Below are 22,719 nucleotides of genomic sequence, written 5' to 3' on the forward strand. Positions count from 1 at the left end.
TGAAATCTTATAAAAAATTTTTTATATAGTCTATTTTTAGCGTCATGCGTGCATGCATCTATTTTTGCCGGTGGCATGACAATAATTACACTTAACCTGCCTGCTGGAGAAGTTCTGTCAAATTTTCAAGGTGAGCATCGCTATGAATTTTGGGCATTAGATACTAAGCTCGGTGTTGAAGGTAAGGTAAATCTAATGCAACCTGAGCCAGGCACTGTAAACCAATTTAAAATTGATCCAAAATCTCAGATAGCGTATGGAGTCTATAAAGATTCCAACAAGATAAATGCTCATATGGCAAATCGTTTTTATGGCAAGGCTAAGTGGAATTGGACAATCGATGGCAACGGTGGTGAAACAATAGTCGGATCATAAAAAATTTACATGCTAATAAGACAAAAGGGAGTAAATAATATTACTCCCTTTATTTTTTTGTACATGCTCAAGTTTAAAAATCTAAAGTAAGTTGTAAACCCACCGTTGATAGAAGTGAAGCAAATGAACCATTAAATGGCATATTTACAAATATGGATGCTTGCGGATGAATTCTGTTGGTATTTTTTAAGAAAGCTGAATCAAAAGATAATACAGCTATCATATTATGGCGAGTCTGTTCATTTAAGCGTAAATCTGTATTAACTTGTTCATAACCAAATCCAGGTGTTTGTACTGATATCTGATCTTGAGCTTTTCTATAATATTCATACGCTAATTTTAATGATAAGCCGCCAACAAAATTGTATGCTTGTGCGTACAGATCAAACTGCTGAATAAAACCATACTCTTTATACACCATAGCAACTTGTGGTAACAATAATGAGGTTTGACTTGGAAAATTTGAAACTCGACGTGGTTTTGCATTGCCCCAAAGATATAAAAATTGGCCTCTAAATCCACATTGGAAATATCTTCCAAGGTTAACATCAAGACCACCGCCAAATGGAAGCCCAACTGATCCATCATTGCCAAAAGGTACTGACATGATCTGATTTTCATCAGCGACGATTCCAGTTGGAACGCTCAAACCTAAACGTAAATGAACTCGAACGTTGCGAAGCAGGCTGCGACCTTGCGGATAATCACAAACATAATCAAGAAGCATCGTAACGTCACCAAAGCCAGCCTGGCTATAATTTCCGGTAGAAAGATTAAAGTCCTGCAAAGCTTCACTCGTAAAACTATTAACAAGTTGCGTTTGAATAGCTTGCCCTGCAAAAGTTTCATTATTACCGGAGTACACCCAGTTTACATCAGTTAAGTTAACTTTATACACGGGAATAGAAACTTTAAAGTAACAATGTTGATGAAACATATACGATGCAAGAAGCGCTACCTGAGATCCATCAAACGTTCCGGTTGGAGTAAATAATCCATTTTCACCATTATTAACACCCCCACCAGCACCACCTGCCAACGAGTTAACCAATTGATTAAATTGGCTTGCATTACCAAGACCTTGAAACAACCCTAATAAATTTTGCTCTGGTTCATATATTTGCAAAGCATTTACTTCATGACCATCTTCATTAAACGATACGTTATCATAACTCAATTGCGTAAGTATCGTAAACTGGAATTTTGACTTTCCATAAATAGGCTCAGCTTCGATCATAAAGTTGTATGGTTCTAAAAAGCCAAGTGGCGCTGCTACCATACACGAATTGAGCATAAGAAAGCTACAAATAGCTATGAGTTTGTTTTTCATCATCAAGTGTCCTTTTCTATCTATATATTTCATGAATCAGCCAATAAACCAAAATCTGCAGCCAAGAGTAAGCTTCCTGAAGCATAGTCACGTACAATTCCTGTAATTCCAATAGAATTAAGAGCAGGAGCTATTGCAATATCAGCTGTAGAATAAGCTAAACTATAATGTCTACCTGAGTACCCTGCAGATAACGAAGGTTTAAGATATTTTACGGTTGCAGGCTGTTTACCTATTTTATACGAAGTTGCAAAACCAAATGACCCATCAATAAACATGTTATTACTCATATAATCAAAAATAAGGAGCGGATAATCTTGACCTTTGAGCAATTGATCTTCAATTGGAGTTACCACACCATTGGTAATTGTAAATCTATTTAATCGAGCTTGCTCAGTGGCAAAATCAATGGACAAAACATACAGATTACTTGATGCATAAAAATGTGCAGGATTTGCAGTTGTTGAAAGCGTTTGAATTTTGCTGACTGCTGGCAAACCAAAAGGAATCGATATTGGCGTTACAACACCTGGAAGACCATCTTGTAGATTGATAGAATACAGACCAGCTGTTGTTCCAAGCAACATGAACTCATCATCAATGAGCATGTCTAAACAGTATGCATATGAATTAAGCTGTGCAGCGGTCACAATTTGAACAACATCTAAAGCTGCTGGGTTGCTTGCAGTAAATTTAGCAGATGCCAATGCAATTCGATACACTCCATTATTGGTCATGACATATAAAAAGTTATTATCATTCACAATTTTTTTTACAAACGTAAAATTACCAAGTGTTTTGCAGGTTTGATTGCCATCAATTAAAGATGCTGCAGCTAATGTATTTGGTAGATACGTAAAACCTGTTCCATCATCATGAGATAATACTGACAAACCATTGTCACCACCCATGAACAACCAATTTTGACCGTTGTTAAGTCCATCATTACCAAAAGCAGTCGTGACAACTGAACCGATAGCAAGACCTTTATCAGCATTTAAAACTATTGAGGTGCTTGCTGATTGTGGCAGAATTTGAAACGTTTGCGTTCCAATATCAAGTTGACCTGTTTGAGCAATAATAACATTGCTATTTCCTGTTAGAGCAACCATCGAAACTTGTACGTCGGTTGTACTAAACCCACGAGTTGTAGAAGGGAATGCAATAACACCTTGCGCCCCGCCTTGATTTTGGGGTAATGAACTATTTGTTTTGGTACTTAACTGAGCAAAATCAGCAGATTTATTCCAGGTTGTTTGTTGAATTGTGTTTGATGCACTTCCGCTAACAAACATTGTTTCACCACTATTACGATTTTTGATAGCAAACAACATCTGATCTTGCGATCCAGCAACTCGTTGCCATGTTGTCCATGCTTGAATACGACCTTGCACGTCAAATAAAGCATCTGATTTAAACATGCCAGGAGTTGTTCCAGTTGCAAATGCTTCTTGAATTGTAATATAAACAGAATCACCTTGCACAGTTAACTGATCAATGTAACCATCTCCAGCTGCAATAGGCACTGGCCCATTACCAACTAATAAGCGAGCAATTACAGCAGGGTTTAAGCTTTCAATATCAATTTCATCCATATCTGCAAGCACTTGGGTAAATCCCTGAGTCCTATACGTAAAGCCACTAATTGTAAAATCTGCCTTAACTGAATTAAAAGCTGCTATTTTACCAAAGTTTTCATTGGTTGAAGGCATAGTCACCATCGGCATTGCGTAAATAGATTGAGCCCCATCTACACCATTATCTCGAGCAGCAAACAGATAACCTAGCTGAGTTGAAGTTGAAGTCGTCGATATGTTACGAACCGCAACTTGTCCAGCACCTGGCGTAGCTGAGTAAACTGCTGAAACTGGTGTATTAACCGTCGATGCTTGCACCAACGCACTATCAATAACTGATGAATAGGTCAATGAACCTGAAGTATCTCCTGTAGCATTAACGCCGGTCGCCACAAATAACCCGACAGCTCTATTGTCTGCTACTGTTCCAGTTGAACCAGGCACAACGTTTAAACCAACATACATACCAAGCCCATTTCCTGACGGGTATAAAGCGACAGTATCACCAATAACACTTAAATCTGCGGTGCCAGCAGTCAGCACTGGAGTGTCATAGCTTACAACCTCACTTGCTTGCTCTTGTAAACATGAATATGAAGCACCATTGTATGTTCTTGAAATTAACTGAATGAATGATAGTCTTGATGGATTATCTGAACCAAAAGCTCCCTCTGATCGAGCTGCTACAAGGTTCATTGAACCAACACCTGCAATAGCATTGATCACTTGACCATCAGCAAAATCAAATTTGTTGATAGTCGAGATTCCTTCATCAGAATTCAGTCCTTTGGCATTATCATTAAACGTCACTTCTTGTAGGTAATATATAGAATTTCGATTATCATCAGTAACAACAGCTGGATTAGCACCAACTAACGTTATATCAGTAAAAGCTTTTTCTAATAAAGGATTAACAACTTGTGTAACATCAATTGAAGCATCTACGGAAGTTGTGAGCATTGCATCTGAAGTGAGGTAAGGATACGAAATAAGGGAAGCAGTTCCACCTGAATTATCTGGAGCTATAAATGGCGTATAAGAAATCCCATACTTTTGTACCGTTTCAGTCTTACTACTTAAATCATCTGCAGTTGTGGTCCACATTTGATAATTCAAACCATTATAAATTGCAGATCCAATAGAAAAATCGAATGTTACACCAGCCGTCGTATTGTCTCCAATGGCAACAACAGCTTGAAGGTGGCAACTTGCTATCGACAAGAGACTTACCATAAAAAGTTTTTTTATCACGATAAAAAGCTCCTTAACTTTTAATATAAAGCATATCAGTATATTTATGCATTTTTAAATATCGACCCACTTTTCTGTTTGGAAATTTTATGCTATTATGAGCGTATAATAGACCTAGTTAGTGTACACATTTTTTAAAAAATTAGATCCTATGCATACAAAAATATTTTCTGCTACTCCCATTGGAATTCATGCTCACCTTGTTGAAGTCGAAGTCGACCTTTCATTCGGGCTTATCAACTTTTTTATTGTAGGGCTTCCTGACACTGCAATTAAAGAAAGTCGTCAAAGAATCCAAACAGCTTTAAAAAATTCTGGAATCAAGCTTCCTGAAAAAAAAATTACCGTCAATCTTGCTCCTGCAAGCCTTAAAAAAGAAGGTACGCTCTTTGACCTTCCTATCGCAATTGGAATCTTACAAGCTTGTAAATATTTGCAAATGGATGCCAATTTTTTAGAAGAAACTCTTTTTATTGGAGAACTTTCACTTGATGGAAGTATAAAATCTATTAACGGAGCTTTGCCAATTGCATATGATGCGCACAAGCTTAATAAAAAACGAATTATTTTACCAGAACAAAATGCTCACGAAGCAGCTCTTATAGGCTCTATTGAAGTTATTGGTGTTAAAAATTTAGTTGAACTTATTTTTTATTTACGAAAAGAACAACCAATGACTCCTACCCTGACTGACTTTCATAGCTATATTGCAGCATCACAAGCAACTGACCTTGATTTTTCTGATGTTAAAGGCCAACAGTATGCAAAACGTGCATTACAAATTGCAGCTGCAGGGCGTCATAATATTTTATTTGCAGGTCCTCCTGGATCTGGCAAAACCATGCTTGCAAAAAGACTGCCAACAATTATGCCAAATATGACGTTTGATGAGTCGGTTGCAACAAGTAAAGTCTATTCAATTAGCGGCAAACTTAATAAAGAACCACTCGTAACACAACGTCCATTTCGCAACCCTCACCACACAATTTCACAAGCTGGTTTAATTGGCGGTGGAACGTTTCCTAAACCAGGCGAAGTAAGCCTTGCACATAATGGGATTTTGTTCTTAGATGAATTTACTGAATTTAAACGAGACACCCTTGAAGCTTTGCGCCAACCACTCGAAAATCGCATGGTAGAAATTGCACGAGTGCAACAATCGATATCATTTCCTGCATCATTTTTACTGGTTGCGGCATTAAATCCATGCCCATGCGGCTACCTTGGTGACGCACAAAAAGCATGTTGCTGCTCACCAATGCAACTTCAAAAATACAAAGATAAATTATCAGGACCGCTGCTTGATAGAATCGATATTAAAGTTACGGTCTCTGCAGTTTCGTATGAAGATGCTCAAGCAAAAAAAACTGTTGATGCTATTTCATCAGCATCACTTAAAGAAGGTGTTAACAAAGCACTTGCAATGCAAATGATACGATTTGGCACCGAAAATAAAACCAATAGCATGATGAGTGCAACTGATGTAGAATTATACTGCAAGTTAACACCTCCAGCAGAGCAACTTCTCAAGAATGCTTTTACTAAATTAAGCATGAGTATGCGCGGGTACCATAAAACATTAAAAGTTGCTCGAACCATTGCTGACATTGAACATGCTGAGTTAATTGATGTAAAGCACATTCAAGAAGCTATTATTTATAAATCTTAGAAAAATAGAGTAGGAAAAATATGAATTTAAAAAAAATTATAATCTTGGCACTAGCTATCGTAACAAAATCATCATGTTTTTATGCTGCTGAACAAACAAATCGATCAATTGAATCAACTCAACAAACTTATGATAATCAATACAATGTAGCTCGTTACAATCCCCAGCCTTATCGTAACCAACTACATAGTGTTATAGATCAGTTGCAAGCGAATTATGCTTTTTTGACTGAGCATGACAGAAACATCACTCTAAGCTTAACGCCAAGATCGACTGGCCTTATAAAATCAAATATTTTATTATCAAGAATAGGACGAGATTCAAAGGTTACAGGAAGAAGCAACGAGATTATAAATTCGTTGATTCCAGAAATACACGAAATACAAGATACCACACAGCGTGCATTATTTCTAAACCTTATGGCTACAATCAATGTAGAACTTGATAAATACGGTAATCGTCATCATAAATAATTATTTATGACAAATCGTTTGACATCACGATGAATATAAGGTATATTTATTTTGTGGTAGATATTTCAACTAAGCAATTTGCACTAAAAACCACCATTACTTGAAAATCAAACTATATCGCGGGGTGGAGCAGTCTGGTAGCTCGTTGGGCTCATAACCCAAAGGTCGTTGGTTCGAATCCAGCCCCCGCAACCAAATTCATAAGTCATTGTAAATTTTTACAGTGACTTATTTTTTTTGTCTTAATTCTGCTAAAAACTCATTTCAATTGACTTTTTACATACCAAACAGATACTTAACAAAACAATTTTTTATTAATTTAAAAGTACAAAGGTTTTTATGAATCTGTTCGCATTACTTTCTGGTATTATTTTCATGATGCATCCCATTGAAAAGTTTAAAATCCCTCATGATTGCCATAAAATTGAATCTGCAATAGAAAAAATTGCCTATGGTCAATTTGCAACGTTACATTATGATCAAGATATATACAATAAGCTAACTGCCTTACTAGAAAAAACACATACAATATTAAATTGTGATGACAAAATACTTGAAGATCGCAACAAACGAGCTCTTGATCATAATTCGTTGATTCAAGATTTTAATCACATTTATCATGAATATCACATGGCGCAAAAACACAATGAACATTGCCCTGAAATTACAAGCTACTTAGAAAAAAATAAAAATATCGACCTGACTCAGCTGTCAGATCATGAACAAGAAGCTTTCAGTGTAATGCAAGACATGAGAAGAAGTTTACAATGTGATAAAGAATGTTACCAATCTTTTGATATATTAGAAATATACTCTCATAAAAAATAATCAGATGCATCAAATCATCTATATAAAAAAGACATGATAAAATTTATCATGTCTTTTTTGTTTAAAACTTACCAGTATTTTTAATTTTTATATTTTTAAATTATTTATTTACTCAAGATACGAAAATGAAACGCCAAAAGCTTTTCGTGTCGCATAAATACCAGCAAAAAATAATAAACTTAATGGCCCAAACCAGGACCAAAAACCAAACCCATGTAAAAAGAAATGGGTATCCATCACAACATGAAAAAATCCAAAATTAAGATCATGCGAAAATGAATATTGTGCTATGAAGCGTGATATTGTATAAACAGCACTATAAAAAACAGACCCTAAAGCAAGTAACTGCACACAATAGTTACGGATCATTTTCATAAGATCTTTGGTATGGAAATCAACCTTAAAATAGTACGCCAAAATAGCTATAAATAAAGCTACTCGAACGCCAGCAGAAAGACTTGTTGCAAGAGCTAACCCCATGCCACCATACACACCAATCAGCATGCGATTCATAAAAAAATTCAATGCAATCGTTGCAATGGCTACACCAGTTGCAATGCCAGTCGATTGTAATGCGTAAAATGCATTAAGCAATATTTTTTCTAAGGCAAAAAATAACAAACCAACTAAGTATGCGTTCATGTTTGACTGAGCCTGAAAAACATGCTCCATCGTAAATTTAGAAGATAAAAACATGGTCTCAAATATTTCTCTTGACGATATCATCATGATAAAGGTAACCGGTACAATCATCCAAATAACAAATTTAATAGCTTCAGCAAGATATGCTCCAAGCTCTTTTTTTGAGTTACCAATTTTAGAAAAATAAGGTAAAAGAACGATAGATAATGAAGTTGCAATAACGCCTAACGGAATATTAACAAGCTGGTATGCAGTACGGATTAATGATAATGTACCGCTTTGCAAGTACGAAGCAAATGCAGAATCGATCCAAAAATTTACTTCTCCAATCCCTACGCTGACAATACATGGAAACAGCTGCAGCATGACCTGTAAAAAGCCTTTCCATGCAATAGCTCCTGGCAGCCTAAACTCAAATTTATAGAGCATACAAACCCAAAGATGTAATAATAAATTGAGGAAAGCTGCAACAACCCAGCTCCAACACAATGCATCAACTGACCATGAAAAATAAAGTCCAAACGACAATGCAACAACATACAAACAGTTTAAAATAACGGGAGCCAAGCCTGGCAATAGAAATCGATGTGAAGCTTGTAATGCTGCAGCCAAAACTGAACTTGATGATAACAGCAAAATAAATGGAGCTAAAATTCTTAAAAACTGGACACTTGCGTGCAACGATTGCGCAGATGCGCCTGGAGCCATTTGATGTACAAAGAATGGTGCATAGTAACAAATAACTGCAATAAGACACGTAATCAAAGCTTCGATCATTAAAAATGATACGGTTAATAATTTATTAACTTCTTGCTTGCCATATTTTTGTTCTGCATGAATAAATGACGGAACTAACACTGATGACAAGGCGCCTTCTGCAAATACTTTTCGTAATGAGTTTGGCACACGCAAAGCAATAAAAAAGGCATCAGATATTGCTCCAACGCCTAAAAACTGAATTAATAAAATTTCTCGAATATAGGCAAAAAATCGACTCAACAACGTAGAGCTGCCAATACCTAGAGTTTTTTTTATAATTGAACGAGACATCTCTACCATCCTTGATTTATAAAATTTTTATACGACTATCAAATCTAATTTTTTATCTTTAACCACGCACAGTTCTTCCATGCGATCTGCAATTACTTTGCTATGAGTACTTACGATGAGCCCCATGTTGTATTTTTTCTGATAATGCATAAGCAAATCAATGACTTGCTGGCTAGAAACATCATCTAAATTTCCTGTTGGCTCATCAACGAGCAAAAACTGCGGAACTATAAAAATTGCTCGCAAAATTGCGACTCGTTGTTGCTGACCCCCAGATAACATTGCAGGATATGCATCAGCTTTATTGAGTAAATTAACTTCAGTAAGTAAGTTACGTGCATGCTGCAAACTTTGCTCAGTTACGGTTCCTGCCAAAATAGCTTTTAACATAACATTTTCTAGTACCGTCAGTTCAGCAAATAGTGATGCTTGCTGAAAAACAATGCTAATATTTTTTTGAAAAAATTCAGCTTTTTTTTGCGGTGTAAAAGATTCATATTTTTCACAAGACAACTTCTCAGTTGTCAGTCTAATATAACCAGCTGAGGGTGTATCTATTCCTGCAAGCAAATGAATCAACGTCGATTTGCCACTGCCAGATGCTCCCATAATTGCATACGATTTGCCTTGCTGAAATTCAATTGATACATCATGAAAAACTTCAACAATATGCCCTAATTGGCGATACGTCTTTGAGAGCGAAATGATTGATAGCAGTACATGCATAGAAAACCTCATATAAATTTAAGAACGTGTGGTTATGTATAAAATTACACTAAAATTTATATCAAAAATTGAAAACCAGCACCCTTCTATTGTAATCATTTTTTTAAAATTTTATATAAAATTTAGACAATAGAATTTTACTGATAATCGCTTTTATTTTAATAATCTTTATTCAAAAAAAGATGACAACTAAAAGATCTTTAAACAACCAGCATTCGACGTTATATTCGTAAAATATATTGTTTTTCAAATAACCGCTCCCTAATATAAGAGAAATTGCAACGATAAAGTTGAAGGTTTTTTCTACAAACTAAGGGGGAGGGGTAGAACAATGGAAACAAATATCAAGAACAATTCCACAAAGGATATCATGGCTCAAACAATACCTGTAGTTCCTGCTATAGATGTCATTGTTTTTCCGCACATGATTGTTCCATTACTTGTTATTGACGAACGAATCATTCAAGGTGTTAATCAAGCAATGAGCGGGCAAAAATTAGTTTTGCTACTCTCTGCAAAAAGCTATGATGAAGAAGAGTCTCCAGAAATAGAAACTGAAAATCTCTATAGAATCGGTACGGTAGCTTCGATTATGCGTGTGATTAATGTACCTGAAGGTGGTATAAAAATTCTTATACAAGGTATGTGCCGCGCAGCTGTACAAACAATTCAGACGACTGATGGCATATTAAGTGCAAATATTCAGCCAGTTGAATTTACTAACAAAGAAGATGAAGAAACAATTGCTTTGGTTAAAAATATTAAAGAAGTTTCTGGTCAACTATCTATGACAAGTCAGTCATTTAGCCCAGATTTTCATACTATTTTAATTAAGATGCAAAATCCTGAAAAAATTGCAGAATTTATTCTGTCTCATCTTGATCTTGAAACTGTAAAAGCTCAAGAACTCTTAGAACAAACAAATCTTAATAGCTTGCTTGAAGGCATCTATCAAGAGCTGCACAAAGAGATTTCTGTAGCTCAAGTGCAAGAAAGAATCAGAAATCATACTCGTGATGCGATCAATAAAAGCCAAAACGAGTTTTACTTACGCGAACAGCTTAAATCAATTAAAAAAGAGCTTGGCGAAACTGATGACGACTTTGAAGCTTTACGAAATGAGCTGCAAGCAAAAACTTTACCTGAAAAAGTAAAAGCTGAGATGGAAAAACAGCTGAGTAAATTAGAAAGAATTTCTCCAGACTCAATGGAAGCGACCGTAACAAGAAATCACATTGAATGGGTGCTTTCATTACCATGGGGTGTTTATACGAAAGACAATCTTGATATTGCGCATGCAAAAAAAGTCCTTGATGAAGACCATTACGGGTTATCAGAAATCAAAGAACGTATTTTAGATTTTATCTCAATCAAAAATCTAAAAGCTGATGGAACAAGCCCTATTCTTTGTTTTACTGGTGCTCCTGGTGTAGGAAAAACTTCACTTGGCAAATCAATTGCGCGTGCACTTGGTAGAAATTTTTACCGAGTTTCACTTGGTGGCGTTAAAGATGAATCAGAAATCAGAGGTCATCGCAGAACGTATGTTGGTGCAATGCCAGGACGATTCATTCAAGGTTTTAAAAAAGCAAAATCGATGAATCCTGTTATCTTGATCGATGAATTAGATAAAATTGGTTCAGATTTTCGAGGCGATCCATCAGCTGCTATGCTAGAGGTGTTAGACCCGCAACAAAACAAAGAGTTTCATGATAACTATCTAGGAATTCCGTTTGATCTTTCAGACGTTTTGTTTATCGCAACTTCAAATGATGTCAGTGCTATTTCTGGACCGTTACGCGATCGTATGGAAATTATTGAACTTTCTGGCTATACAACTGAAGAGAAAATAAATATAGCTAAAAAGCACCTCGTTCAACAAGCTGTAGCTGATTCAGGGCTTCAAGCTGAAAATTTCGTTTTAAACAATGAAACGCTGGGCGAAATCATTACTGGGTATACACGCGAATCAGGTGTTAGAAACCTTGCGCAACAAATTAAAAAACTGTGCTCAAAAGCTGCGCGATCTTTTGTTGAAAAACAGGAAATTATTTCTATCAACAATCAAAATCTTGAGCTGCATTTAGGGCCAAAAAGATTTATGGATGAACTGGTTCATGCAAAAAATATGGTGGGAATAACGAACGGTTTAGCTTGGACTTCATTTGGCGGTGAAGTTTTAAAAATCGAAGCTTTAATGATGGCTGGCACTGGTAAATTAATTTTAACTGGTCAGCTTGGCGATGTGATGAAAGAGTCTGCACAAGCAGCTTTAAGCTATGCTCGCTCTCATGCACAAGAGTTTAATATATCTGATGATATGTTTACAAAATATGATCTACACATTCACGTACCTGCAGGCGCAACGCCAAAAGACGGCCCATCTGCTGGTATAACTATGTTAACATCTATTTTATCTGCATTAACAAATCGCTTAATTGATGCTTCATGCGCTATGACAGGTGAATTAAACTTACGTGGTGAAGTGATGCCAATTGGTGGCGTTAAAGAAAAGCTGCTTGCAGCAAAACGTAATCATATGTCATCTATCATATTGCCTGAACAAAATAAGCATGATTATGCAACAATTAAAGAGTTTACTGATGGTATTGATGTCATCTGGGTAAGCCATGCAAATGAAGTGATGGAACGAGTATTATTACCCCATAACCTGGGATAATAAAATAGAATAGAAATAAAAAAGGGACGGATGTACACCGTCCCTTTTTTACGTAAAAAACAACTTTCAGTTTAGTTTACAGAACGTAAATGCAACTTACAATGTATTTATTTATTTTCAAAATAGTTGCTTTTAACAAGCACTTATTGCTAGTATAGTTTCATACTGAATCAAAAAAAAGGAGAATAGTATGTCTAAAAAATCAAAACAATGTTCATATACTGGTCATATGCACACCATGAACAGAATCGATGTTGAGAAAAAAGCATTTGATAGCGTAACAGCTCAACAATCTAAAATGGATTTAATGTCTCAACGTGGAGTGCCAGTTAAGCATAAAAATAAAGGCACTGATGTTGCCTTGCCGCAAGAACTACACAAAGAATCTGCATGCAAAGCATGTAAATAATCAGCCCTGACTTAAATCTAGGGTTTTTTGAACTGATTAATAAAAAATATTTTTTAAAAAAAGGAATATGCTATGAAAAATTTAAATTTATATTTGACGATGACGCTTATGGCTATTGTTCCAGCAAGTCCACTATTAAGTTCTGGTGCAAATACAGCATCAATTGCAAGTGCAGAGACTGCTGTCATACAAAGTAATTCAATTGCAGGCAGTCAAACAATGGGATTAGCATCTGAGTTTTCTTCATCAGTCACTCCTGCTCCTGCAGTTACGTCAATTGATTCTGGCAACGTAGCAACACCGTCAGCTCCAACACCAGTTGAAAGCGCAACATTACTTAGTGATAACAGTGCTCCTGTACAGGTAATGCCAGTTGAACAACCAGCTCAAAATGTAGCAGTAGCTTTAGCACCTGTAGAGCCAACTGTACCTGCTCCAGTCGTAACTGAGGCAGATCAAGCTCAAGTAGCGCCAGTATCACAGCAAGCAGCTCAAGAATCTGTAGCTTCTGCTGTCCCAGCAACAAATCAAGAAACTACTACACCATCAGAAGAAGAATGTGCATGGAATAGTATGGGCAGTTGTGTTCAATCAGCTCTTTTTTCAATGTACGCAGCTGCATGTAACGGTGTTACTGCGGTTAAAAATATGATTTGGTAAATAAAAATATCAGATAAAAAGAGGCGTTTTGCATCATGCAAAATGCCTCTTTTTTATTTTTGGTGTAAGTGAATCATGAAGTGATGCACTTCTTTTTTAATATCTTGTAAAATTTCTTGTCTATCATAGTTTTTAATAGCTCGATCAATCAAACTAACAATGATGCAAACATCTTTTTCATCAGCACCAAATGTCGTGATTGCAGGAGTTCCAATTCGAATACCACTTGGATGTAATGGTGGTTGCGTATCAAAGGGTATCGCATTTCGGTTGATAAAAATATCAACCGACTCTAATACCTGTTCAACTTGTCGACCATTCATACCAGTTGGCAACACATCAATCAAAAAAAGATGATTATCAGTCCCACCTGTTAACACTTTATACCCAAGACTCATAAACATTTGCGCCATGACTTGAGCGTTGCTTATAACCTGTTTTTGATAGGTTACAAATGAAGGCTGCATTGCCTCAAGTGCTGCTGTTGCTTTTCCTGCGACATGATTCATTAACGCTCCACCCTGCATACCAGGCATTAACATTTTATCAAGAGACTTTCCAAGCTGTTTTTTCGACATAATCACCCCACCGCGAGGACCTCGAAATGTTTTATGCGTTGTCATGGTAACAATATCTGCATGTGGAAATGGTGATGGATGAAGATCAGCTGCAATAAGCCCTGCAATGTGTGCAACGTCAGCCATCAATAAAGCGCCAACTTGTGCAGCAATTGCAGCACAACGTTCAAAATCTATAGTTCTGGAGTATGCTGATGCGCCAACAATAATTAATTTGGGCTTATGCAACAATGCAAGTCTTTCGATTTCGTCATAATCAAGCAACAATGATACTGGATGCACACCGTACGAGACAATGTTGTAAAATTGATGCGTCCAGTTAACTTTATGGCCGTGCGACAAATGGCCACCAGCTGCAAGATCCATGCTTAAAATGGTATTACCAGGTTTGAGTACTGCAAGATACACAGCTGCATTTGCTTGCGAACCTGAATGTGGCTGAACGTTAACATGCTCAGCTTTAAATATTTTTTTAAATCTATCAATTGCAAGAAGCTCTATCTGATCATACACAGCACAACCGCTGTAATAGCGAATTGAAGGGTACCCCTCAACGTATTTATTGCAAAGAACTGAACCAGTAATATCCATAATCTCTTTGCTTGCATAGTTTTCTGACGCAATTAAATTGATGCCATATTGTTGACGATATTGCTCTTGCTGTACAAGCGTTTGTAATTCCACATCTTTCATTTTTTTACTCACAGAGTCTTATTGCAGACTTGAACATGGTTAAAATTCAAATTTATATAAAACATCATACAAATATTACACCTAAATTAAAATATCCTCAGACTCAATAATCTGAGGATATCCAACCATACACATATAATTGAGAGTATATTATAAATAACCTCTGTAATGAGCTGTTTTAGAATCTACAGCAACTGCATGAACTGGTGCAGATGGCCTGGTATCAGGGCTACTGCTTCTTGAAGAATAGTCTTCAGCAATTTCATTTTCTTGATCAATCTGAATCATTCGTTGATTAACAAGCTCAAACAAAGCTGCTCTTTCTCTTTCAATTCGCCGTGCTGAAGGCTTCTTAAAGCAATATTTTGTTTCTAAGTTTTTACGCATGACTTGCAGTTGATCTAATATAGGCTGATCTTGAGGTCTATTTTTATCAAGAACGCAATATAATCGGCATGCAATCGTACCTAAAGTCTTTGTATCAGCCATTCCACTTAAGGTTGCGTTAGAGTCTAAAATAGCTTGATTATAATCATCTTGCATGCTTAATTGACGAACTCGTTGATAGCTCTTCTGCGTCTCAACTTGCATCTTAATTTTACTATCAGTACTTGTTTTTCTTGCAGCAGTTTCAAGTAATAAAGCTTGCGCTCTATTGTGTTCAATTTGGCCAGTTAACGTGTCAGCTCTCATAATCATAGGATTTTTTGGTGCTGAATTTTTTGAATTATATTCAGAAGCTTTAAGTAATGGATTCATAGAAAAAAAAGCAAGAACATACAGTGTAAATTTCATACAACTCCTTTCCTTCATAATCAATATTTTATGATTAATTTTCTATACCTTGCTATCCTGAGCAACAGGATGCGCATGAACAACAACTGTAACAGAACTACCTAAACCACTTTGCCCCACTGGAGCAGGCGGTAAGTTATTTTCTTCTGCTAAATTTTTCAATCTCATGTGTATTGCCTTGATAAGACCGTGACCTGTTGTTTTAATTTTTTGCGAACTTGGCATAAAAAAACAATTTTGCTTGTGCGCTGCTTGATCTATCCCAGCTAATTCATGTAAAATCAGTTGATCTTCTTGATGAGTTAAAACTGGATATAAACTATCTCGTACAACAAGCAACGTATGCATTTTTTCTATTTTAGTTTCTCTATCAAATTTCTTCATATCGTTTGTATCAAACTTACGTTCCAAGCTCCCAGCGCATTGCAATAAAACATCTTTATAGTTATTTTGCCTTTCAATCATATCAATTTGATCTCGCGTATTTGTTGTAGTAACCCGCATAGAAATTTTATTATTAATTTCTGCTCGCTCACGTTCAACTCGACGTAACTCTTCTTGAGCATTTTTGTTATTCTCTTCCAATACTGAAGTATGAACGCGCTGCAATATTGAATGCGGTTGTGAAGCTTGTATAACTAAAATGTTCATAAAAAGCGCAACAACACAGAACTTAATCTTCACACAATTCCTTTTCAATTTTTTTAAAATGTGTATGTTTTTCAATCTCACCATCATGTATAGTACAATTTTCATCTAAATGAAAAGATATATATAAAAAAATTTTCAAGTTGTAGCTATATTGATTTTTTTCCCACATCATTTTATACTCAAATATACGAGATTCATATCTTTCCCCCCACTTTAAAGGACATGCCTGTGATAGCGACTTCTGATTTTAAAAAAGGCCGTAAAATTTTGTTCCGCGATGAACCATACATGGTTATCGACTTTGCCCATGTAAAACCGGGTAAAGGTGGTGCTTACGTGCGCACAAAAATGAAAAACATGATCACAGGACTTATGCGTGAAGAAACTTTCCGCTCAGGTGAAAAGTTCGAAGATCCAGGATTAGAATATAAAGATATGCAATTTCTTTATAACGAAGATATGTTATACCACTTCATGGATTTAGATTCTTTTGAGCAAGTATCTTTAAATAAAAATCAACTTGAAGAAGCACTTGATTACCTTAAAGAGCAAGAAATTTATAATGCACTTTATTTTAAAGGCAAATTAATTACGATTAACGCTCCAATGTTCATGGAATTAAAAGTTGTTGATGCTCCACCTGGGGTACGTGGAAACACAGCTCAAGGCGGCGGGACAAAAACAATTAAACTTGAAACAGGTCTTGTTTTGCAAGCTCCATTATTCATTGAAGAAGGCGATATTTTAAAAATTGATACTCGAACCAACGAGTACATTGAACGAATTTAACGGAATATAGTCTATGAGCGATCAAAACACCGACCAACAAATCGTTGATCAAACTACAGGCGTTGATGATTTAGTCTCGCAAAATTTAACAACTCGTAGAAAAATGAGATCGTTGTTATTTCACGTGCTCTATGCAGCTGATGCGTTTGATTACGAAACATCTGCAGTTGTTATTGCAACTAACTTTAACCGTGAATATGAAACAAATATAGATCTAGAAGGCGAAATCATTAAAATTGTTAATGAAATCGCATTGAAAAGAGATGAACTTGACGAACAAATTGTACCCTTTCTTGAAAACTGGAAGTTTGATAGAATCGGTCGTTGTACACTCTTAGTATTACGTTATGCTATTTGGGAAATGCTTTACACTACAACTCCACACAGCATTGTAATTAACGAAGCTATTGAACTTGCAAAATGCTTTGCTGAGCAAGATTCATACAAATTTGTAAACGGTATCTTAGATAAAATTTATAACAGCATCAAGCCAGAAGAAGCTGGCGATGATGATAATGAAAATCTCTAGATAACTAGTATCTACAAAAAAATTAAGGGCTCCAATCTAACAAGATTGGAGCCCTTTTTAATATTCTACAAACTATAAAATTACTTATTTATAGTTTTACTTACAACTGTTGCTGCAGATGCAGTAGTTTTTAATCTTGTATTTTGCATTGATTGCAAAGTTCTATTAGTTGCTTTTTTAGACCCTGTTTCAGACCAGGTTTTTGATAAAGCATTTTTTCTTGCATGCGGCTCTTCAGAACTGTTTCTAAAAGTTTTGCCCGCAAATGCATTAGCATTCATTGCAACTACAAACAATGCTAATATTTGAAATTTTTTCATACATAATCCTTAGTTATTTTAAAATTGCTAATCTTTGTTCGTCTTTTCTTTTACCAGCTTTTAATTTCTTATGTCTATCTGCTTTTGGAGAACATCCAAAATGGCAAACTGTGTCTGGCGAAACAGCTTCATCATGATTAACTAAAAATAACGGTGAATTGCGCTCTTCTTTTTTGGTTTGACGACAAACAGCATTAAAAGCACTCACTGTTTTACTATAAGACTTTGAGCTTGGTGAGCCAAGTTCACTTGCACAAGCTTTTTCGATACCAAAAGCAAGTAATACACAAATTAACAATTGAAATATTTTCATAAAAAAACCTTTGAGTAACATGTTTTAAGCTCAATAATAATAATTCAGTGTATCAAATTGAAATATTATTGCAAAAAAATAAATTCTCAATAGAAAACAAAAAAATATAGAACAATCTTTAATTGATGACAACTAAAAATCATTCTATATTTTAAATTTACTTATTGTATAGGTCTTAAATGCGTATAAACGATAAACCTTTAATAACTAAAAGCACACCAATAATAATCCAAATTACTGCATTATTTATGATATCGTAACCTGCAAGCAGATATATACCTGCAACAAGTAATAAAACTCCAATTAATGTGCTTTGTATAGCGTCTAATTTATTGTAATCCATAATACTCTCCTTTTTTAAAATATTTTACACTCTTATAACTACTTGTTCATACTAAAAAAAGTTCATAGCATTGCGCAATTAAATAGTAATTAAATTTGAATAAATCATGAAAAAGCTCTGATAATCAATTCCCAAGAAATATAAATAGATTAAAAAACAAATGAAAAACAAAAAAGCTCTCATTTTCATGAAAGCTTTTTTTAATTGTATAATGCAAATATCTATAAACTAGACACTAATTTATTGCAAACATGCAGCTGTTCTGCAAACAACCAACTCACTGCATCTATTTTTTCTTTTGTATGAGCTTTATTAAGAGCTTTTAGAAAATTTTGTGTTTCCCATAAACAAAACTGCAAGCGCTTTTCACGATCTTTATCACCACGAAGCTGAGACAAGCCTATCTGCACAGAGTAAACTCCGTATGATGCGACGTCCGCAATAACTAAGGACGTTGCTTTTGTTACAACTTTTATCTGCTCTTCGTCAAAAGCTTGCATTGAGCAAAAACTGGTGATTAAAGCAAGTATAAACAATAATTTACTTTTCATTTTTACATCCTAGTAACAAAATAAAACCTCATTACAAAGTGAAATCTCTCATAATTTTTAGTTTAAATCTAAAGATTGCTGCATCGCTTTACTCAAATTTTCATAGTGCAATGCTACCTTTGCACGCTTCAAATTTTCTTTTGCGGCGAGCACAGCTCGCTCGGCATTTTTTGCTGCTCTAAACGCTGTAAATTGTTTGTTAACATCACCTATTTTATCTGAAGAAATTATGCGGTTAAGCTCAGGATAATACTGATACGTACAATTTTTAGCGCAAGACTTGTAGTCTACAACTAATTTAGAACCAAATTCTTTTAGATCAGCTTTATCTTCTTGTGTGCAATCACAACAAAAACCAGAAATTAACCTTGGCTCTTGAAATATAATATTGATTATTTTGTCAGAAGCCACTTGTGTAAAATTTTCAGCAGCTTTTAAATTTTCATATCCAAAGCTTGCTAACATCAATAAAATTATATTTGATCTGTTCATTTTTTATTTTTTTTATAGGTGAAAATATTTTTACTATTTATTTAACTATATCAGATAGAAAAGTTATGTAAAAAGCATGACATATAACTGTAAAGAATCTATTTCATTGACTTGGTATGTTTTCAGGCTCATAAATTTAACTATCCTTAGGCGATAATTATTAATGTAAATCTACTGCTTTTTGCATCGCCTGAAATACCATCGCGTAATGCTCCGGTGATTTTTCTTTTTTTCTTTTTAATACTTTTAAATTTTTACTTGTTGCACATTGATTATCTTTTAGTTGCTGATCATTAAGCTGTCTTTGATAATTTTGTGCTAACATAAAAGCTGTTATAGGATTTGCTTGCAATGCTGTAACAGCGCCACTCAATACAAATAACAATGCTAAATTTTTTATTTTCATTTTGATATCTTTCATAAAGGAAAACTTTTATTACGCTCTACCATGTTATCAAATAGAAAACATTTTGCAAAATCAGTGTGACAGTATGAATAAAAATTTATAAAAAATATGAAAACAGAAATTACAGTCACACAAAATAAAAGATGGTAACATTATATTTCTATAATATTACCATCTTTTATTTAATTATCTCAATAAACTAGGCTGACAATCTTTGCAGATTATAGAGCTGGAAAGAATATTGCTAATTCACGAGCTGCACTTGCTAATGAATCTGAACCATGAGCAGCATTTGCTCCAATGTTTGCACCGTACAATGCACGAACTGTGCCTGCAGCTGCATCTTTTGGATTTGTTGCACCCATAAGATCTCTCCATGCCAATACTGCATTCTCTTTTTCAAGAGCAAGAATAATGATAGGAGAAGCCATCATCGCAGCAACCATTTCACCAAAGAATGATCGTGCGCTGTGTTCTTTGTATAATTCATTTGCTTGTTCTTGGCTCATGTTGATTTTATGCATACCAACAATGTTGAACCCAGCAGCTTCAATCATATCAATAATTTTACCAGCGTTTTTTGCTGCAACAGCATCTGGCTTAATAATTGCAAAAGTACGTTCCATATTAGTCCTTTTTAACTGTAGCTTTTTTAGCTTTAACAACTTCTTCTGTCTTAGCTTTTTTGTCTACAGCAACATCAGCTGCACCAGACATATGTCTTTCAAGTTCTAGTTGGAAAGCAGATTTTGCTTTTGAACCTTCGTTTGAATGTGTAGATGATGAGAATGATTGAGATTCTTTTTTAGGAGCTGTAGCTGCTTTTTTCTTAGGAGCTGCTGCTGAAGAAGTAGTTGTTGAAGTTGCAGGAGCTGCAGCTTCTTTCTTTTCTACTTTTTTAGGAGCTTCAAGAGAAAGACTTAAACCAAGCTTACGCTCTTCAGCGCTTGCATTGATTACGCGTAATTCTTTTTCTTGTCCAGCTTTTACAGGCTCATCTTTTTGCTCAAGTAATTCTGAGTTGTAAATTAAACCTTCGATTCCTGTTGCAAGTTTAACAAAAGCACCATAGTTAGTGATTTTTGTTACAGTCCCTTTAACAATAGAATCTACAGGGTAATCTGCTTCAACAGTTTTCCATGGATCTTGTTTCAATTGTTTGATACCAAGAGCTACTTTTTTGCTATCTTCATCAATAGAGATAATAACAGCTTCGATCTTGTCACCACGTTTGTACAAGTCACCTGGATGTTCAATGTGTTCTGTCCATGAAAGGTCAGAAACGTGAACTAAACCATCAACACCTGGCATTAATTGAACGAAAATACCAAAGTCAGTAACATTGCTAATTACGCCTTTGATCGTTTGCCCAGCTTTAAAATCTTCGCCAACTGCTGTCCAAGGATTTTTTTCTAATTGCTTGATACTTAGAGACATTCTACGGTTGTCAACATCAAGAGAAACAACTAATGCTTCTAACTCTTGTCCAACTGTAAATCTATCTTGTAAGTTAGAAATTCTGTCTGTCCAAGAAATTTCTGAAATATGAATTAAACCTTCTACGCCTTTTTGTATTTCAACAAAAACGCCATAGTCAGTAATACTTGCAACTTTACCTTTAACACGGCTGCCCACTTGTACAGCTGCATCAAGACTTTGCCATGGATTTTTATCCATTTGTTTCATACCAAGAGAAACTTTGAAGTTTTCTTTGTCGATAGAAAGTACTTTAACAGAAATTGTTTCACCAATTTTAACAATTTCGCTTGGGTGAGAGATTCTGCCCCATGTCATATCAGTGATATGCAATAAGCCATCTACGCCGCCAACGTCGATAAACACACCGTAGTTAGTGATGTTTTTAACAACGCCTTCAATAACTTTACCAACTTCAAGAGATCCAAGAACAACTTTTCTTGATTCATCACGACGTTCAGCAAGGAATTTACGACGAGAAATGATGATATTTCCACGTTTTTTGTTAATTTTGATAATTTCTGCAGTAACCATTTGACCAACATATTGATCAAAGTCAGTTACACGATGTAAATCAACTTGTGAACCAGGAAGGAACGCAGGAATACCAACGTCAACACTAAGACCGCCTTTAACCTTGTGAAGAACCATACCTTCAACTGGCAAGCCAGCTTCTTGTAATTTAGCGATTCTGTCCCAAGCTTTAACAGCTTTAGCTTGTTCGTAAGATAGAACAACATCACCATTAACGTTTTCGATTTCGTCAATCATAACTTCGATGTCAGATCCAACAGACAAAGCTTTTAATTCATGTTCAGGAAACTCGTAAGCAGGAATAAATCCGTTTGATTTGTAGTCGATATCAACTAAGACACCGCTACCATCAACTTCAAGAATTTTACCTGTAATTAATTGACCTGTAGAGAATTTTCCAACAGTGCCATCATACAGTTCTTGCATATCTTTAAGTTGCTCTGCACTTAAAGTAAAGCCTTGATCTGCGACGACTTCAGCACGAGCAAATTGCTTCGGCTTAATAAACTCTTTTGACATAGCGCTCCCAATACAGTTTTTTATCTATCTAAAAAACTGAAAAAATGTAAGAAAAATAGT

24 protein-coding genes and 1 tRNA gene are annotated in these 22,719 nt (G+C 35.3%); 10 read left to right on the forward strand and 15 right to left on the reverse strand.

The window, feature by feature from the left end; genetic code table 11:
* Positions 1-48 precede the first annotated feature (48 nt).
* On the forward strand, positions 49-375 hold the full coding sequence (locus tag C0J27_RS03130; protein WP_115585739.1) for a hypothetical protein: 327 nt from the start codon (positions 49-51) through the stop codon (positions 373-375).
* Positions 376-448: 73 nt separating this feature from the next.
* Here C0J27_RS03130 and C0J27_RS03135 read toward each other — a convergent pair whose 3' ends face one another.
* Together C0J27_RS03135 and C0J27_RS03140 are read right to left on the reverse strand one after the other, a co-directional pair.
* Positions 449-1,708 (reverse strand): hypothetical protein, encoded by a 1,260-nt coding sequence (locus tag C0J27_RS03135; protein ID WP_115585740.1) that lies wholly within the window; start codon positions 1,706-1,708, stop codon positions 449-451.
* Positions 1,709-1,734: 26 nt separating this feature from the next.
* Entirely contained in the window at positions 1,735-4,533 is a 2,799-nt protein-coding gene (locus C0J27_RS03140) for an autotransporter outer membrane beta-barrel domain-containing protein (protein ID WP_162801761.1), read from the reverse strand.
* A gap of 151 nt (positions 4,534-4,684) precedes the next feature.
* On the opposite strand from C0J27_RS03140, the gene C0J27_RS03145 reads away from it, so the two are divergent.
* From C0J27_RS03145 to C0J27_RS03160, 4 genes are all read left to right on the forward strand, one after another.
* Positions 4,685-6,202 (forward strand): YifB family Mg chelatase-like AAA ATPase, encoded by a 1,518-nt coding sequence (locus tag C0J27_RS03145; protein ID WP_115585742.1) that lies wholly within the window; start codon positions 4,685-4,687, stop codon positions 6,200-6,202.
* Between the two features lie 44 nt (positions 6,203-6,246).
* On the forward strand, positions 6,247-6,675 hold the full coding sequence (locus C0J27_RS03150) for a hypothetical protein (RefSeq protein ID WP_162801762.1): 429 nt from the start codon (positions 6,247-6,249) through the stop codon (positions 6,673-6,675).
* A 118-nt stretch (positions 6,676-6,793) separates the two neighbouring features.
* Positions 6,794-6,870 (forward strand) — tRNA-Met (locus C0J27_RS03155).
* Positions 6,871-7,014: 144 nt separating this feature from the next.
* Positions 7,015-7,503, forward strand: a complete 489-nt coding sequence (locus C0J27_RS03160) for a hypothetical protein (protein WP_115585744.1) — start codon at positions 7,015-7,017, stop codon at positions 7,501-7,503.
* Positions 7,504-7,611: 108 nt separating this feature from the next.
* Here C0J27_RS03160 and murJ read toward each other — a convergent pair whose 3' ends face one another.
* The gene (gene murJ, locus C0J27_RS03165) at positions 7,612-9,195 is read right to left on the reverse strand and encodes a murein biosynthesis integral membrane protein MurJ (RefSeq protein WP_162801763.1); all 1,584 of its coding nucleotides are present in this window, start codon (positions 9,193-9,195) and stop codon (positions 7,612-7,614) included.
* Positions 9,196-9,222: 27 nt separating this feature from the next.
* Positions 9,223-9,921, reverse strand: a complete 699-nt coding sequence (locus C0J27_RS03170) for an ABC transporter ATP-binding protein (RefSeq protein WP_162801764.1) — start codon at positions 9,919-9,921, stop codon at positions 9,223-9,225.
* Between the two features lie 370 nt (positions 9,922-10,291).
* Here C0J27_RS03170 and lon point away from each other — a divergent pair, with 370 nt between their 5' ends.
* The 3 genes from lon (at position 10,292) to C0J27_RS03185 (ending at position 13,670) form a co-directional block, all read left to right on the forward strand.
* Complete coding sequence (gene lon / locus C0J27_RS03175) at positions 10,292-12,601, forward strand: endopeptidase La (RefSeq protein WP_162801765.1); 2,310 nt, start codon at positions 10,292-10,294, stop codon at positions 12,599-12,601.
* Positions 12,602-12,791: 190 nt separating this feature from the next.
* A complete protein-coding gene (locus tag C0J27_RS03180; protein WP_115585748.1) occupies positions 12,792-13,010 on the forward strand; it encodes a hypothetical protein in 219 nt (72 codons plus the stop codon).
* 72 nt (positions 13,011-13,082) lie between these two features.
* Positions 13,083-13,670 (forward strand): hypothetical protein, encoded by a 588-nt coding sequence (locus C0J27_RS03185; RefSeq protein WP_115585749.1) that lies wholly within the window; start codon positions 13,083-13,085, stop codon positions 13,668-13,670.
* A gap of 53 nt (positions 13,671-13,723) precedes the next feature.
* Here the strand turns inward: C0J27_RS03185 and glyA are convergent, their stop codons facing one another.
* The 3 genes from glyA to C0J27_RS03200 all read right to left on the reverse strand — a co-directional run bounded on the left by glyA (position 13,724) and on the right by C0J27_RS03200 (position 16,420).
* Complete coding sequence (glyA, locus tag C0J27_RS03190) at positions 13,724-14,941, reverse strand: serine hydroxymethyltransferase (RefSeq protein ID WP_115585750.1); 1,218 nt, start codon at positions 14,939-14,941, stop codon at positions 13,724-13,726.
* 150 nt (positions 14,942-15,091) lie between these two features.
* Complete coding sequence (locus C0J27_RS03195; protein ID WP_115585751.1) at positions 15,092-15,736, reverse strand: hypothetical protein; 645 nt, start codon at positions 15,734-15,736, stop codon at positions 15,092-15,094.
* A 42-nt stretch (positions 15,737-15,778) separates the two neighbouring features.
* Positions 15,779-16,420, reverse strand: a complete 642-nt coding sequence (locus C0J27_RS03200; RefSeq protein ID WP_115585752.1) for a hypothetical protein — start codon at positions 16,418-16,420, stop codon at positions 15,779-15,781.
* 189 nt (positions 16,421-16,609) lie between these two features.
* On the opposite strand from C0J27_RS03200, the gene efp reads away from it, so the two are divergent.
* Both efp and nusB read left to right on the forward strand, forming a co-directional pair.
* Positions 16,610-17,176 carry an elongation factor P gene (efp, locus tag C0J27_RS03205; RefSeq protein ID WP_350337599.1) on the forward strand — a complete coding sequence of 189 codons (567 nt, stop codon included), beginning with the start codon at positions 16,610-16,612 and terminating at the stop codon, positions 17,174-17,176.
* Between the two features lie 13 nt (positions 17,177-17,189).
* A complete protein-coding gene (gene nusB, locus C0J27_RS03210; RefSeq protein WP_115585753.1) occupies positions 17,190-17,705 on the forward strand; it encodes a transcription antitermination factor NusB in 516 nt (171 codons plus the stop codon).
* Between the two features lie 80 nt (positions 17,706-17,785).
* Here the strand turns inward: nusB and C0J27_RS03215 are convergent, their stop codons facing one another.
* The 8 genes from C0J27_RS03215 to C0J27_RS03245 form a co-directional block, all read right to left on the reverse strand.
* Positions 17,786-18,025: a hypothetical protein gene (locus C0J27_RS03215; RefSeq protein WP_115585754.1), complete on the reverse strand. Its 240-nt coding sequence runs from the start codon at positions 18,023-18,025 to the stop codon at positions 17,786-17,788.
* Between the two features lie 13 nt (positions 18,026-18,038).
* On the reverse strand, positions 18,039-18,338 hold the full coding sequence (locus C0J27_RS03220; protein ID WP_115585755.1) for a hypothetical protein: 300 nt from the start codon (positions 18,336-18,338) through the stop codon (positions 18,039-18,041).
* 175 nt (positions 18,339-18,513) lie between these two features.
* Positions 18,514-18,681 (reverse strand): hypothetical protein, encoded by a 168-nt coding sequence (locus C0J27_RS05680; RefSeq protein WP_162801766.1) that lies wholly within the window; start codon positions 18,679-18,681, stop codon positions 18,514-18,516.
* 221 nt (positions 18,682-18,902) lie between these two features.
* Complete coding sequence (locus C0J27_RS03225) at positions 18,903-19,232, reverse strand: hypothetical protein (RefSeq protein ID WP_162801767.1); 330 nt, start codon at positions 19,230-19,232, stop codon at positions 18,903-18,905.
* A 57-nt stretch (positions 19,233-19,289) separates the two neighbouring features.
* Positions 19,290-19,724, reverse strand: coding sequence for a hypothetical protein (locus C0J27_RS03230; protein WP_115585757.1), 435 nt, complete (start codon positions 19,722-19,724; stop codon positions 19,290-19,292).
* 160 nt (positions 19,725-19,884) lie between these two features.
* A complete protein-coding gene (locus C0J27_RS03235) occupies positions 19,885-20,130 on the reverse strand; it encodes a hypothetical protein (protein ID WP_162801768.1) in 246 nt (81 codons plus the stop codon).
* Positions 20,131-20,351: 221 nt separating this feature from the next.
* On the reverse strand, positions 20,352-20,756 hold the full coding sequence (gene ndk, locus C0J27_RS03240) for a nucleoside-diphosphate kinase (RefSeq protein WP_115585759.1): 405 nt from the start codon (positions 20,754-20,756) through the stop codon (positions 20,352-20,354).
* 1 nt (position 20,757) lies between these two features.
* Positions 20,758-22,659, reverse strand: coding sequence for a 30S ribosomal protein S1 (locus tag C0J27_RS03245; RefSeq protein ID WP_115585760.1), 1,902 nt, complete (start codon positions 22,657-22,659; stop codon positions 20,758-20,760).
* Between the last annotated feature and the right edge of the window lie 60 nt (positions 22,660-22,719).

The sequence above is a fragment of the Candidatus Chromulinivorax destructor genome, from assembly GCF_003366055.1.
Lineage (GTDB): Bacteria > Babelota > Babeliae > Babelales > Chromulinivoraceae > Chromulinivorax > Chromulinivorax destructor.